Source organism: Streptomyces resistomycificus (assembly GCF_001514265.1).
Lineage (GTDB): Bacteria > Actinomycetota > Actinomycetes > Streptomycetales > Streptomycetaceae > Streptomyces > Streptomyces resistomycificus.
The window spans coordinates 371,905-385,092 of record NZ_KQ948990.1; the positions used below are offsets into that span (position 1 = coordinate 371,905).

The window sequence follows — 13,188 nt, forward strand, 5'->3', positions numbered from 1 at the left end:
AACCGGCAACCACGGCCCCATCCCTGGCGGCGCGCCCCTCAGCCCCGCCCCCGCTGCTCCCCCAGCGTCCCGCGCAACCGCTGTGCCCGCAGCACCAGTTCCAGTTCGAAGCGGCGGTCGGGGTCGTCGATCTCGGCGCCCCACAGCTCCCGGATCTGGCGGAGCCGGTAGCGCACCGTCTGGGGGTGGACGCCGAGGCGGGCCGCCACCTCCGGGGCTCCGCCCCTGGTCTCCAGCCACGCCAGTAACGTCTCCGCGAGGCGCCGGCCGTGGGTGGGGCCGCAGTGGGTCAGGGGGGCCAGGCAGCGCAGGGCGAGGTCGTCGATGAGTTCTTCGGGCTGGAGGAGGACCAGCGCCTCCGTGTGCTCGGTGCAGTACAGCACCTCACCGGACGGCAACAGCCCTCGCTCCATCAGCCGTACCGCCGCCTCCGCCCAGCGCAGCGACTTCGCCGCGTCGGCCAGCGGCACCGGCGGGCCGATCGCCCCCGACCATCCGGTCAGGGCACGGTGGAGCAGCTCCGACCGGCCGGCCGCGTCCGGTTCCGGGACGACCATGCGGGGCTGCTCGTACTCCATGTCGAGCAGCACCCCCTGCCCCACCGCGGGCGCCACCGCCTCCCGCGCCGGGCGCAGCAGTACGCCCACCGCGACCTTCCCGGGCAGCGGCCAGCCGATACGGGCGGCGCGTTCGGTGAGCGCCTCGGCGGGGTCGCCCCGGTGGTGTTCGACGAGCAGCAGTTCCATCAGTCGTCGTTGCAGCCTGAGCCGCTCGCCGGCCTGTCGCGCCGCCGCCTCCGCGTAGCCCCGTACGGACTGGTCGACCAGGCCGTCCAGGTACTGGTAGCCGGCGTCCACCAGCTCGTACATCGCGGGTGGCGGGATCTCCACTCGCTGGCCGATCTCGGCGAAACGGCGCCAGGCCAGCCGTACGCCCATGCGGTAGATCGCCTGGAGGGAGTCGAGGCTGCGGCCGCCCAGTCCCTCGCCGCGGCCGAACTCCTGGAAGACGCCGGGCGGTACGGTCGGGCGGCCCGTCGAGTAGTCGGCGTGTTCCAGGTGCTGGACGAAGACCTCGATGGCGCGGCGGATGCCGATGAGAGCCATCGGCTCGCCCGACTCGTCGAGGACCTCGGGCAGATGGGGGTACTCGCGGCGGATCTCGCTGCGGATCTCCTCGGCGAGCGCGGGTGCCTCCGCCATGGCGATCGCCGCGAACTGACGGACCTTCAGGCGCGGCACGTCGTGCCAGGCCGAGCGGGAGGTGACGGTTGCCGGGCGGGCCGCCACCGGTCAACTCCCCTGGCCCGTTTGCTCGTACGTGATCAAGGGTGTGTTGGGCTGGTCGGGCGTCGCTTCGAGCAGCGCGACGACACCGAGCGCCGCGCCCACGGCGAGGGCGGCGCCGAGCGCCACGGCGAGGGCGGCGGCAAGCAGTCTGGACATCGCAGGGTCAGCCTCTCTGTCCGGGATCCCGACCGGAATCCGTGCGGAATCCGTGCGAAGTCACCGGGCTCGTTCGGAGGTCACCCCACCCCGGGGCGTCCCACCCTGCCTGTCGAGCCCAGTGTCGACAAGACATTGACACTCCGTCAAGAGGCGTTTACGGTCCTCGGCCCATAGAGCGGCCAGAACTCCGTCATCACACGCCCCTGGAGCGTCCGGATGCGCCGTACAGCCTCTCCGATCTCTCTCATTCTGCTGGGACTCGGCACGTTTCTGCTGGTCCTGGCGCCTCTGCTCGCCTGGTACGTGGAGCCCCGGGCCGCCGTGAACCCCATCGACATCGACACCACCGCCGTCTACCGCGGCACCGGCAGCGTCTTCGACACCGAGCGCGTGAAAACCGTGCCCGACCAGCGGATCACCGTCACCCAGCGGGTGCGGGGCAACGTCGAGGCCAGTGAGCGCAGCGGCGACGCCGCGGTCTGGGACGTGACGACCACGGTCGACACGGACAAGTCGCTGCCGGCCGCCGATCCGCACGACGCGCTCGACTTCGTCCCGCACCGCTGGGTCATGGACCGGCGCACGACCGAGCCGGTGCACTGCTGCCGGGAGACCCCGTACATCGAGGGCGAGGCCTACCTGAAGTTCCCCTTTGACGTGCAGAAACGCTCCTACCGCTGGTGGGACAACACCCTCGGCGGGACGATCACGATGAACTACCGGGGTACCGAGAAGGTCCAGGGGTACACGGGTTACCGGTTCACCGGCACGGTCCCGCCCTCGAAGGTCGGCACCCGCCTGGTGCCGGGCACCATCGTCGACCAGCCGCAGCGGCCGCAGGTGCTGGCCGAGGAGTGGTACTCCAACCACGGGATCGAGCTGGTCGTCGACCAGGCCACCGGCCGGGTGATCTACGCGCAGACGGGCCCGAGGCGGACCCTGCGGGCGCCCGGCGCGGACGAGGACGCGGCCGTGCTGCTGGACAGCCGGAAGATCGCGTTCACCACCGCGACGCAGAAGGAGGCGGTGCGGCAGGCCGAGAAGGACAGCGGTCAACTGCGCGCGGTGGGCAGGACGGTACCGATCGGTGCCGCTGTGGCCGGATTCGTCCTGGCGGTCGTGGGGGGTGTTTTGGTGGCTCGAGGACGCAGGCGTCCCGAATCCGAGGAAACACCCGATACGCCCAGGGTTCCTCTCACGATGTGATGCGACGTCAGCTCCAACAAAGCCGGAAATTGTCACTTCCGTGAGTAGCCGTGGCGAACGGCTGGGCGAAAACTGTCCACCCCACCCCAGCACAGTCCGTCCACACCCACCTCGCAAGTAGCCCTCAGATTCCCCACAGGAACACAAACCCTCTTCCCCCACGCTGAGTTCCGCACCCTGACGAGTTGGAGCACCCATGCCCCAGCACGTGCCGTCCTCGCTGCGTGCCGCGTTCCCCACGGCGCCGCAGCACCCCCCGGCGCACCCCCCACCCCCGCGCCGAATCGTCTTCCTTGCCCATCGAGATCTGGACAACCCGGCCGCCGGCGGCTCCGAGCTGCTGGTGGACCGGCTCGCCGACGGACTGACCCGGCTCGGTCACCAGGTGACCCTGCTGTGCGGAGGGCCCGCCTCGTACCGGGACTACCGGGTCGTGTCGGCCGGCGGCGAGTTCGGCCACTATCTGCGCGCCCGTTCGGCCTTCACCCGCCAGGTCGGCGACTGCGACCTGCTGGTCGAGGTGTGCAACGGCATGCCGTACCTGGCCCCCCTCTGGCACCGCGGCCCCACCCTGTGCCTGGTCAACCACGTCCACACGGACCTGTGGAAGATGCGGTTCGGCGGGGCGCTGACCCCGGCCGCACGCATCGGCCGAAGACTCGAGCACTGGGCGCTGGCCGGTTCCGCGCAGCACCGGGGCCTGCTGGTGGCCGTCTCCCCCTCGACGGCTCACGCGCTGCGCGCGATCGGCGTCGAACGCGACCGCATCCGGGTCGTGCACAACGGCGTCGAGGAACCCGGCCCGCGGGCCGACCGTTCGCCCGACCCGCTGTTCGTCGCGGTGGGCCGGCTCGTCGAGTACAAGCGGATCGATCTGCTGCTGAGGCTGTGGGAGCGGGTGCGGCCGGTCACCGGCGGCCGGCTGCTGATCGTCGGCGACGGGCCCGAACGCGGACGTCTCGAGCAACTCGCCGGCCCTGGCGTGGAGTTCACCGGTCATGTCACCGAGGCGGAGAAACACCGCCTGCTGTGCGCGGCCTGGCTGCTGCTGCATCCCTCCGCGGTGGAGGGGTGGGGCCTGGTCGTCACCGAGGCGGCCGCCCGCCAGACCCCGTCGATCGCCTTCGACGTGCCCGGCCTGCGCGACTCCGTGGTGGACGGCGAGACCGGCGTCCTCGCCCACGGTGAGTCCTCCTTCGCGGCGGCCTGGTGCACGCTGGCCCTGTCGGGACACCGCCGGGAGCTGATGGGCAAGGCGGCCCGGGACCGTGCGGCGCGCTACCGCTGGGACCGTACGGTGAGGCAGTTCCGCGCGGTGGCCGCCGAGGCGGTTCGGAGCTGGCCGCCGTGACCCGTATCGAAGACCCTTCGACGCGCCGCCCGAAGGATCCCTCGTTCCGGCGCTCGCTCGCCCTCTTCCGTGCCTTCCTGCACGAGCAGGACGACCCGGACTCCTGCTACTCGCTGCTCGCCCGGGACGCCGTAAACCAGGTCGAGGCCTACGACGGTCCGGTCGCCGGCCGCACGGTCGTGGACGTCGGCGGCGGCAGCGGCCACTTCACCGCGGAGTTCCGGCGCCGCGGCGCCCAGGCCCACCTCTTCGAACCGGACGTACGGGAGCTGGGCGAGACCCCGCCCGACGGGACGGTGGTCGCGGACGGGTACCTGCTGCCGCTGTACGACGGGGTCGCGGACGTCACCTTCTCCTCCAACGTCCTCGAGCACGTGGCCGATCCGCAGACCTTCATCAGCGAGCTGGTGCGGGTGACCCGGCCCGACGGGCTGATCTACGTGTCGTTCACCAACTGGCTGTCCCCGTGGGGCGGTCACGAGTGGGCGCCCTGGCACTACCTGGGTGCCGAGCGGGCCCGCGCCCGCTACCGGCGCCGTACCGGAAGGGCCGCCAAGCACACCCTCGGCGAGAACCTGTTCGCCGTGCACATCGGCCCGACCCTGCGGCAGGTGCGCGCCCGTGACGACGTCAAGGTCGTCTCGGCGCGCTCCCGCTACTGGCCGTTCCTCGCGGAGACCGTCGTCAGAGCACCCGGGATCCGCGAGGTGGCCACCTGGAACCTCCTCCTCATCCTCCGGCGGTGTCCACCATGACGACGTCCACGGTCCAGGCCCCTCCTCCGGCGGCCGTCCCCACCACCGCGATGATGTCGGGCCCCCCGGAGGGCCCGTCGTCGCGGCGCTGGCTGCTGGGGTTCTGGGCCGTGGTGTTCGTGCTGTTCCTGGCGGTCCGCCCGGGCCGCCAGACCTTCGACACCAAGCTCGGCGTCACCACCGACCCGGGCCGCTTCCTCGCCGACCTGGGCCAGTTGTGGCACGACCAGGGCTCGTTCGGCGGGATCCAGGACCAGTACGTCGGTTATGTGTGGCCGATGCTGCCGTTCTACTGGCTGGGCCACGCCGTGCAGTTGCCGGTGTGGCTGGTGGAGCGGCTGTGGCTGTCGCTGGTCGTGTCGGTGGCCTTCTGGGGTGCGCTACGGCTCACCGAGAGGCTGCGCATCGGCAGTGTGCCGTCCCGGCTGCTCGCCTCGGTGGCGTACGCGCTGTGGCCGGTGTTCACGATCGTCGTCGGTTCGACGTCGGCGGCCGCGCTGCCCGGCGCCTTCCTCCCGTGGGTCCTGCTGCCGCTCGCCGACGAGCGCTACAGCGCCCGGGTCGCCGCCCTGCGCTCGGCGCTGGTCGTCCCGTTCATGGGCGGCGTCAACGCGGCCTCGACGCTGGCCGCCCTCCTCCCGGCCGGCCTCTACCTGCTCTCCCGTCCGCCCGGCCCGAGGCAGCGCAAACTGATCGCCTGGTGGGCGCCCGGTGTGCTGCTGGCGACCGCCTGGTGGTGGATCCCGCTGCTGCTGCTCGGCTTCCACGGCGAGAACTTCCTTCCCTACGTGGAGAGTTCGCAGACCACCACCGAGACCATGTCGGCGACGGAGGCGCTGCGCGGGGCCGGCAACTGGGTCGCCTACCTGCATCTGGTGGAGGCCTGGCTGCCGGCGGGCTGGACGGTGGCGTCCTCGGTGGTCGTGATCCTCTGCTCGGCGTTCGCGGCCGGGCTGGGGCTGGCCGGGCTGGCCCGGCGGGACCTGCCGGAGCGGCGCTGGCTGGTGCTGACCGCGGTGACGGCCGTACTGATCCTGCTCGCCGGGTACGGCGGCCCGTTCGGCGCGCCCTTCCACGGCACGGTGCAGGACTGGCTGAACGGCCCTCTCGCACCCTTCCGCAACATCTACAAGTTCCAGGTGGGGCTCGCCCTCGCCCTGGTCCTCGGCATCGCCCACCTGGTGGGCACGGCCGCCGAGACGCGCGGCGCCCGCCGGGTACGGGGCCGGCGTCTCGCCCCGCTGGTCGCCGCCGTGCTGATCCTGCCCGGGCTGCTGTGGCCGTACCTCAACGGCTCGATCCTCAACCCGGGTTCCTTCCAGGAGCTCCCCAAGTACTGGCACACCACGGCCGACTGGCTGGAGAAGTACTCGCCCGACTCGCGCGCCCTGGTCGTCCCCGCCACCGCGCACGGCATCTACACCTGGGGCTCCCCCATCGACCAGCCCCTCGACGTGCTCGCCGAGTCCCGGTGGGCCCAGCGCGACTACGTGCCCTTCGGCACCGCCGGAAACCGGCGCGCCATGGACGCGGTGGAGGAGGCGCTGCTGACCGGCGGGGAGGTCCCGGGGCTGGCCGACTACCTGAGCCGGGCGGGCGTGTACTACGTCGTCGTCCGCAACGACCTCGACCCCGACCAGATCGGGTACGTCCCCGGCACGACGGTGAAGCGGACCCTGGAACAGTCCGGCTACGAGCGGGTGACGGGCATCGGCCCGGTCATGACCGGCGGCCGGATCGCGCCCGACACCCCGCTCCAGGTCGAGGGCCTGTACCCGAGGCAGCGGGCGGTGGAGATCTACCGGCCGGCGAGCGAGGAGGTGCCGCGGCCCGGGCAGGCCGGGCTGACGCCGGTCGCCGACACGGCGGTGGTGTCCGGCGGCCCGGAGGCGCTGCTGCCGCTGGCGGCCGGACTGCGGGGCCGGGCGACCGTCCTGACCGGCGACAACCATCCCGGGCTCGGCACCCCGCCGCTGCAGATCGTCGGTGACGGACTGCGCCGCGCGGACACCCGCTTCGGTCTGGTCAACGCCAACACCTCGTACACGTACACCCGCGACGAGCGCAACGCGTCCGGCGCCGCGCAGGACGCCGGCGACAAGCCGCACCAGATCCTGCCGACCACGGGCCTGGACCATCAGACGGTCGCCGAACTGCGGGGCGCCGAAGCGGTCACCGCGTCCTCCTACGGCAACTGGCTCTTCCACCTTCCGCAGTTCGACCCGGTGAACGCCTTCGACGGCAACCCGGCGACGGCGTGGACGGAGGGCGTGGCGGGCTCGCCGAACGGCCAGTGGCTGCGGATCGACTTCACCGGCTCCCGCGACCTGCCGTCGTCCTTCAAGGTCACCCCGTTGCCGCAGGAGAGCGTGCGGTCGGCGCCGACCCGGGTGCGGGTGGAGACGGAGAGGGGGGCGGCGACCAGCTTCCTGCGTCCCGACGGCTCGACGCAGCGCGTCAAGGCGCCGAAGGGCACGTCGAGCTGGATGAAGCTGACGATCACCGACTCGGTGGCCCGCCGGACCGGACTCGCCGGCGCCGGCTTCTCCGAGATCGACCTGCCGGACGTCCAGGTGACCCGTCTGCTCCGGCTGCCCACCGACGCGGGCGACAGCGACGCCTCGGCCGAGGTCGTCTCCCTGCACCGCACCGCCGACCCGGCCGGGTTCTCCCCGACGGGCACCGAGGCGGGCCTGCACCGCCGCTTCTCCACGGCGACGGCGGGGACGTACGAGGTGAAGGCGAGCGCGGTCCCGGTCACGGGTGAGGAACTCGACCGGCTGCTGTACGAGATCGCGCCCGACCAGGCCGGCCGCATCACCGCGACCGCCGACTCCACGGCCGCCCTCGGCGCCGGGCTGTCGGCGCGCAACCTGACCGACGGCGACCTGACGACCGCGTGGATCGCGGGCGACCGCCCCACCATCCATCTGCGCTGGCCCGACAAACAGCCGGTCGGCGAGATCGTGCTGCCCGCCGCGGGCGGCCTGTCCACCCGCCCCACCGAGGTCGACATCTCCTCCCCGGACGGCGCGGTGATCGCCGGCGTCGACGAGAACGGCTGGGTGCGCTTCCCGCCGATCACCACGGACCGTCTCGACATCACCATCACGAAGACGGCCGCGCTGACCCTGCACAACCCGGTCGCCGACGAGGACCTCCAACTGCCGGTCGGCCTCACCGAGGCGTACCTGCCGGGGCTCGACCGCTACCGCACCCCCCAGCCGAAGGAGACCCGTGCCTTCTCGCTGCCGTGCGGGAAGGGGCCGGTGCTGGCGGTCGACGGCGAGTTGTACCGGACAAGCGTGAAGGGCACGGTCCGGGACCTGACCGAACGCCGGTCGGTTGACGTGACGCTCTGTCAGTCGGAGGGCTCCGGGAACGAGTTGGAGCTGGCGGCGGGCTCGCACCGGGTCGAGGGCGGTGACGCGGGCCCGCTCGCGCTGACCGACGTGACCCTCACCCGGGGCACGGTCAACGAGCCGACGCCGGTCGGGCGTGACCTGTCCATCCGGGACTGGCTGGGTGACCGGCGCGCGGTGTCGGTCGGCTCGGGCGCGGCGTCCTACCTCACGACGTACGAGAACTACAACGACGGCTGGAAGGCCACGCTGAACGGCAGGGAGCTGTCGTCGGTTCGGCTGGACGGCTGGCAGCAGGGCTGGCGGATCCCGGCCGGGGCAGGTGGCACCGTAAAGCTGTCCTACGAGCCGTCGACGGTCTACGACGCCGGGCTGATCGGCAGCGGAGTGGCACTGGCCGCCCTGCTGGGCCTGGTCCTGTGGCGGCGCCACGCCCCCAACCCCGACGACCCGCAGCCGTTGCCGCCGCTGCCCGGTCCGTGGCTCGGCACGGTCGCGCTGACGCTGGTGGGCGCGGTGATCGCCGGCTGGCTCGCGCTGCTGGTCCCGGCGCTGGCGCTGCTGGCGTACCGACGGCACGCACTCCTCGTACCGATCGCGTTCGCGGCCCTCGCGGGAGCGGGCATCGCGGCGGCGGTGGGCGCGGGCGAGCCGGTGGGCGCGGAGCAGGGCGCGTACGGGCGGGCGGCCCAACTGCTGGCGCTGATCGGGTTGTTCGCGGGCCTGGTGAGCGTGTGGGAGCGCGACGACAGGCGTGAGCCGCCGCCGGATTCACAGGCGCCGACGCGGCACCTGCCGCCGGTCGAAGCGGACAAGGGGAGGGGCGAACCCGCATGACGAGCACGCCGCCGCGCATTCCGTTCCCCGTGGTGGACGAGGTGGCCCGGCACTGTCTCCAGGAGGAGGAGCCGGAGACGGTCCACATCGAGGTGCATCTGCCGGGCCGGCTGGACCCGCAACGGCTGCGCGGGGCCTTCGCCGAGGCGCTCCGGCGGCACCCGCGGATCCTGATGCGGGAGGCGCCGGGGCGGTGGTACCGGCGCCGCTACGAGTGGGAGCTGACGGCCGAGCCGGACGTGGAGGTGGTGAGCTTCCCGGCGCCGGGCAGGGACGCGCTGCGGGACGCGCGGACGCGGGCCCTGGTGGAGGCACCGCCCCTGTCCCTGTCACCGCCGATCCGGCTGGAGGTGGTGGAGGGGGCGGGGCCCGCGGAGGGCAGCGAGGCGAGTGACGGGGTCGGCCTGACCTCGGGCAGCCGTACCGCCGGGGCGGCGCCTGTACGGGCGGCGGCGGACGGCCGGGCTGCGGCGGACGGCACCGCGCGCGCGGGGACCTCCGCTCCCGCCGCCCCCGTGACCGCCGGCGGCCGGGCGGCCGGCGCGACCGCTCCCGACCCGCGGCGGGCGGCACCCCCCGAGCGCGGGCGGACCGCCACGTCCCCCGGCACCGGCCCGGCCCGGCCCTCTCAAGGCACGGTCCTCTTCCTCACCATCAACCACACCGCCCTGGACGGCCCGGCCTGCCTCCGCGTGCTCGCCACCGCGGCCGAGGTGTACGGCGGCCGGGACAACTCCCCCGCCGCCGCGCCCCTCCGCAGTCCCGACACCCGCCTGGAAGCCCCGGAGACCCCCTCCAACTGGTCCCGCCCCGCGAGGGTCGCGCCCGGCACCCCCGAGCTCTCCCCCGGCAACGGCCTGCTGGTCACCGAGCTCCCCCTCCCCCACCGCCCCAAGGGCTCGCCCTACACGGTGAACGACCAGCTCATGGTCACCACGGCCCTCACCATCGCGCACTGGAACCGGGAGCACGGCGTCCGCCCCCGCCCGCTCCGCATCACCATGCCGGTGGACGACCGTCCCCGCGACCCGACCATGCCCATCGGAAACGGCACCCGGCTCGTCGAAGTCCCCTTCGCTCCGGCCGAGTTGGCTCACCCTCCGATGCGTGACCTGCTGCGCCGCACGGCCACCCGCACCCGCGCCCTGAAGTCCCTTCCCCGCCCGCAACTGGGCCACGGCGCCACCCTCCTGACCGCGCCGGTCACCCCTGTGGCCTGGCGGGCCGCCCTCACCCGGGGGTTGCGCAGAGCCGCCGCGCCCTGGACGTCGACCACCCTGCTCAGCAACATCGGCCGGATCCCCTACCCCCTGGACTTCGGCGAGGAGGCCGGCCGCGCGCACGCCGTCTGGTTCTCCGCCCCCGCCCGCATGCCCCGCGGCCTCACCGTCACCACCGCCTCCACCGCGGGCCGCCTCCATCTCGCCCTGCGCTGGTCGCGGGCCCTGCTCGGGCACGGCGACGGCGCCCACCTGCGGGACCTCTTCGAGCACTACCTGCACACGACGGAGGCCGGCGCATGACCAGCACCGCACAACTCCCCAAAGACCTGCGCGACTTCTACGAGGATCCCGCCGTCCCCGTCGCCTCCGGCACCCCACGCTCCCTGCGCCAGGCCCGCATGCTGGCCGCCGCCCTCGGCCCGGCCGCCCCCGAGGCCCGCACCATCCTCGACATCGGCTGCGGCGACGGCACCGCCGCCGCCACCGCCGCCCCCCTCCTCCCGGGCCACCACATCGTCGGCGTCGACTGGTCCCAGGACGCCCTGAAGCGCGCCCGCACGCACCTGACGTACGCAATCCGCGGTGAGCTCAGCGGCGAAGGGCTGCCGTTCGGCACCGGCGCCGCCGACGCCGTGCTGTTCAGCGAGGTGATCGAGCACCTCGTCGACCCGGACGCCGCGCTCGACGAGATCCGCCGCGTCCTGCGGCCGGGCGGCCACCTCATGCTGTCGACACCGAACCTGGCGGCCTGGTACAATCGCGCCCTGCTGCTGGCCGGCGTGCAGCCCGTGTTCTCCGAGGTGAGCCTGCGGGCCATCCACGGCCGGCCGGGGCGGGAGGTCGTCGGACATCTGCGGCTGTACACCGCCCGCGCGTTACGGGAGTTCGTGACCGCGGCCGGCTTCGAGGTCGTACGCCTCGAAGGCGCTCCCTTCCACGGCGTGCCGCGTCCGCTGCGGCCGCTGGACCGGCTGGCCTGTGCCAGACCCTCCCTCGCGTCGATCCTGCTCCTGCACGCCCGAAGGACGTAGGGCATGTGGTGGGGAGTGGCCGCGGCCCTGCTGGCGAACGTCCTCTACAGCACCGGATTCGTCCTGGAGAAACGGGCGTTGGCCGCCCTGCCCGAGGTGAGTATCCGCCGCCCGGCCCGGCTGCTGGGGCTGGTGCTGCGCAGCCCGTTGTGGATCGCCGGGTCGCTGTCGCTCGCCGCCGGGTTCGGCGCGCAGCTCGCCGTCTACCGGACGCTGCCGATCGCCGCGGCGCAGGGCATCTTCGTGTCCGGGCTCGTGCTGCTGGTGCTGCTGTCCTCCCGGCTGCTGGGCGAGGAGACCACCGGGCGCGAGCGGTACGCGCTGGGCGCGATCCTCGCCGCGCTCCTCATGGTCGTCCTGTCGCTGAACGAGGGCTCCGACACGGTGAGCCAGGAGGCGCCGTACCCGCTGATCCTGCTGGTGTGCGTGCCGTCGCTGGCGGCGGGCGTCTGGCTGTACAACGCGGCCGAGCGCCGTACCCGGCACCGCCACCGCGCGCCGACCACGGGCGTGGAGTACGGCGTGGCCGTCGGCCTGCTGTACGGGGTCAGCTCGCTCGCCATCAAGGGGGTGTCGAGCTACCTGACGGCGAGTGGTTTCGGCGGGGCCCTGCTCGACCTGCTGCGCTCCCCGTACCCGTATCTCCTGCTGTGCACCGGCGCGTTCGGTCTGGTGATGTCACAGGCGGCGCTGCAGCGCTGCCGGGCCTCGCTGATCGTGCCGGTGTGCACGACCGTGACCTGCCTGTACACGGCGGTGCTCGGCACGCTCTCGTTCGGCGAAGCGCTGCCCCACGACCCGTTCAGGCTGGCCCTGCGGCTGTCGGGCATCGTGCTCGCCGTCGCCGTCCTGCTGTCCATGCCGAAGCACGACCGGACGGACCGAGCCTCCCTCGGTGCCAAGGAGTTGACCCCACCATGAAACCCGACGATCCCCTGCTGAAGATCCTGGCGTGCCCGCTCGACAAGGGGCCGCTACATCTCGTCGTGCCGGACGGGCCGACGCGGTCCGAGGTCCTCTACAACCCGCGCCTGCAACGGCGTTACCCGATCGTCGACGGCATCCCGCAGCTGCTGCCGTCCTCCGGGGAACAGGTGACGGACGACGAGCACGAGACGCTTGTGAAGCGGATGGCCCCGTGACGGGCCCCGCGCGCACGGCGGGCACCGGCGGCCCGGCGGGCACGGACAAGGCGGCGGGCCCGGCCCGGACCTGGGCGGCCCGGGTGGCACCGCACCTGCCCACCCGACTGGTCGCCGCCGCCGCGCGAGCCGTCTACCCGCGCTTCGAACCGGAGTTGGCGCGGCTCGCCGACCTGTGTCCGGCGGACTGCGGTACGGCCGTGGACGTCGGCGGCTGGTACGGCCCCTGGACCCGGCGGCTGGCCGACCGGGCGCGCCGGGTGGTGACCGTCGAGCCGGTCCCCCACCTGGCACGGCTGCTGACCGCGGCGGCCCCGGCGAACGTCCGGGTGATCCAGGCCGCCGCCGCGGACCGCCCGGGCACGGCCCGGCTGTGGCTGCCGCCGGACGACTCGGGCGACCGGGGCGTATCGTCACTGGTCCGCCGCGACATCCACGGCCGTGCGCTGGAGGTCCCCTGCGTGACCCTCGACGAGCTGGCCCTGCGGGAGGTCGGTTTCGTCAAGGTCGACGTGGACGGCAGCGAGCTGGCGGTGCTGCGCGGGGCGACGGGCCTGCTGGCCCGGGACCGCCCGGCCCTCTTCGTCGAGCTGGAGTCCCGCATCCAGCCGATCGGGCCGGTGGTGACGTACCTGTCCCTGCTCGGCTACGACGGCTGGGTGCTGCCCGGCGACAAGTGGGTGCCGCTGTCCGCCTTCCCGCTGGAGGCCCACCAGGCGACGGCCTCCTACGTCGTCGCCCACGGCCTGTTGCGCCGCGTCCTGCCGTTCCGCAGCCGCCCCAGGTACGTGAACTCGGTGCTCTTCCTCCCGGACGGCCGCCGCCCCGGCCCG

General features: G+C 73.3%; 11 protein-coding genes. 9 read left to right on the plus strand and 2 right to left on the minus strand.

Going from position 1 to position 13,188, the window contains the following annotated elements; genetic code table 11:
* Nucleotides 1-38: 38 nt before the first annotated feature.
* A complete protein-coding gene (locus AQJ84_RS11825; protein WP_030043727.1) occupies nucleotides 39-1,289 on the minus strand; it encodes a helix-turn-helix domain-containing protein in 1,251 nt (416 codons plus the stop codon).
* Nucleotides 1,290-1,292: 3 nt separating this feature from the next.
* A complete protein-coding gene (locus AQJ84_RS43440; RefSeq protein WP_164873173.1) occupies nucleotides 1,293-1,445 on the minus strand; it encodes a hypothetical protein in 153 nt (50 codons plus the stop codon).
* Between the two features lie 219 nt (nucleotides 1,446-1,664).
* Between AQJ84_RS43440 and AQJ84_RS11830 the strand changes: the two genes are divergently transcribed.
* From AQJ84_RS11830 to AQJ84_RS11870, 9 genes are all read left to right on the plus strand, one after another.
* Nucleotides 1,665-2,654 carry a DUF3068 domain-containing protein gene (locus AQJ84_RS11830; RefSeq protein WP_030043728.1) on the plus strand — a complete coding sequence of 330 codons (990 nt, stop codon included), beginning with the start codon at nucleotides 1,665-1,667 and terminating at the stop codon, nucleotides 2,652-2,654.
* A gap of 196 nt (nucleotides 2,655-2,850) precedes the next feature.
* Nucleotides 2,851-4,005 carry a glycosyltransferase family 4 protein gene (locus AQJ84_RS11835; protein ID WP_030043729.1) on the plus strand — a complete coding sequence of 385 codons (1,155 nt, stop codon included), beginning with the start codon at nucleotides 2,851-2,853 and terminating at the stop codon, nucleotides 4,003-4,005.
* Nucleotides 4,002-4,760, plus strand: coding sequence for a class I SAM-dependent methyltransferase (locus tag AQJ84_RS11840; protein WP_374935414.1), 759 nt, complete (start codon nucleotides 4,002-4,004; stop codon nucleotides 4,758-4,760). Before AQJ84_RS11835 ends, AQJ84_RS11840 begins: the two co-directional genes overlap by 4 nt.
* Entirely contained in the window at nucleotides 4,757-8,959 is a 4,203-nt protein-coding gene (locus tag AQJ84_RS11845; protein ID WP_063785379.1) for an alpha-(1->3)-arabinofuranosyltransferase, read from the plus strand. Before AQJ84_RS11840 ends, AQJ84_RS11845 begins: the two co-directional genes overlap by 4 nt.
* Nucleotides 8,956-10,482: a condensation protein gene (locus AQJ84_RS11850; RefSeq protein WP_030043734.1), complete on the plus strand. Its 1,527-nt coding sequence runs from the start codon at nucleotides 8,956-8,958 to the stop codon at nucleotides 10,480-10,482. The genes AQJ84_RS11845 and AQJ84_RS11850 overlap by 4 nt, the downstream gene beginning before the upstream one ends.
* Entirely contained in the window at nucleotides 10,479-11,213 is a 735-nt protein-coding gene (locus AQJ84_RS11855) for a class I SAM-dependent methyltransferase (RefSeq protein WP_053192077.1), read from the plus strand. Before AQJ84_RS11850 ends, AQJ84_RS11855 begins: the two co-directional genes overlap by 4 nt.
* A gap of 15 nt (nucleotides 11,214-11,228) precedes the next feature.
* Nucleotides 11,229-12,134, plus strand: coding sequence for a DMT family transporter (locus AQJ84_RS11860; RefSeq protein ID WP_037804119.1), 906 nt, complete (start codon nucleotides 11,229-11,231; stop codon nucleotides 12,132-12,134).
* Nucleotides 12,131-12,355 (plus strand): Trm112 family protein, encoded by a 225-nt coding sequence (locus AQJ84_RS11865; RefSeq protein ID WP_030043738.1) that lies wholly within the window; start codon nucleotides 12,131-12,133, stop codon nucleotides 12,353-12,355. Before AQJ84_RS11860 ends, AQJ84_RS11865 begins: the two co-directional genes overlap by 4 nt.
* An 83-nt stretch (nucleotides 12,356-12,438) precedes the next feature.
* Nucleotides 12,439-13,188 (plus strand): FkbM family methyltransferase (locus tag AQJ84_RS11870; RefSeq protein WP_059198821.1); only part of this gene is annotated, 750 nt, incomplete at its 3' end.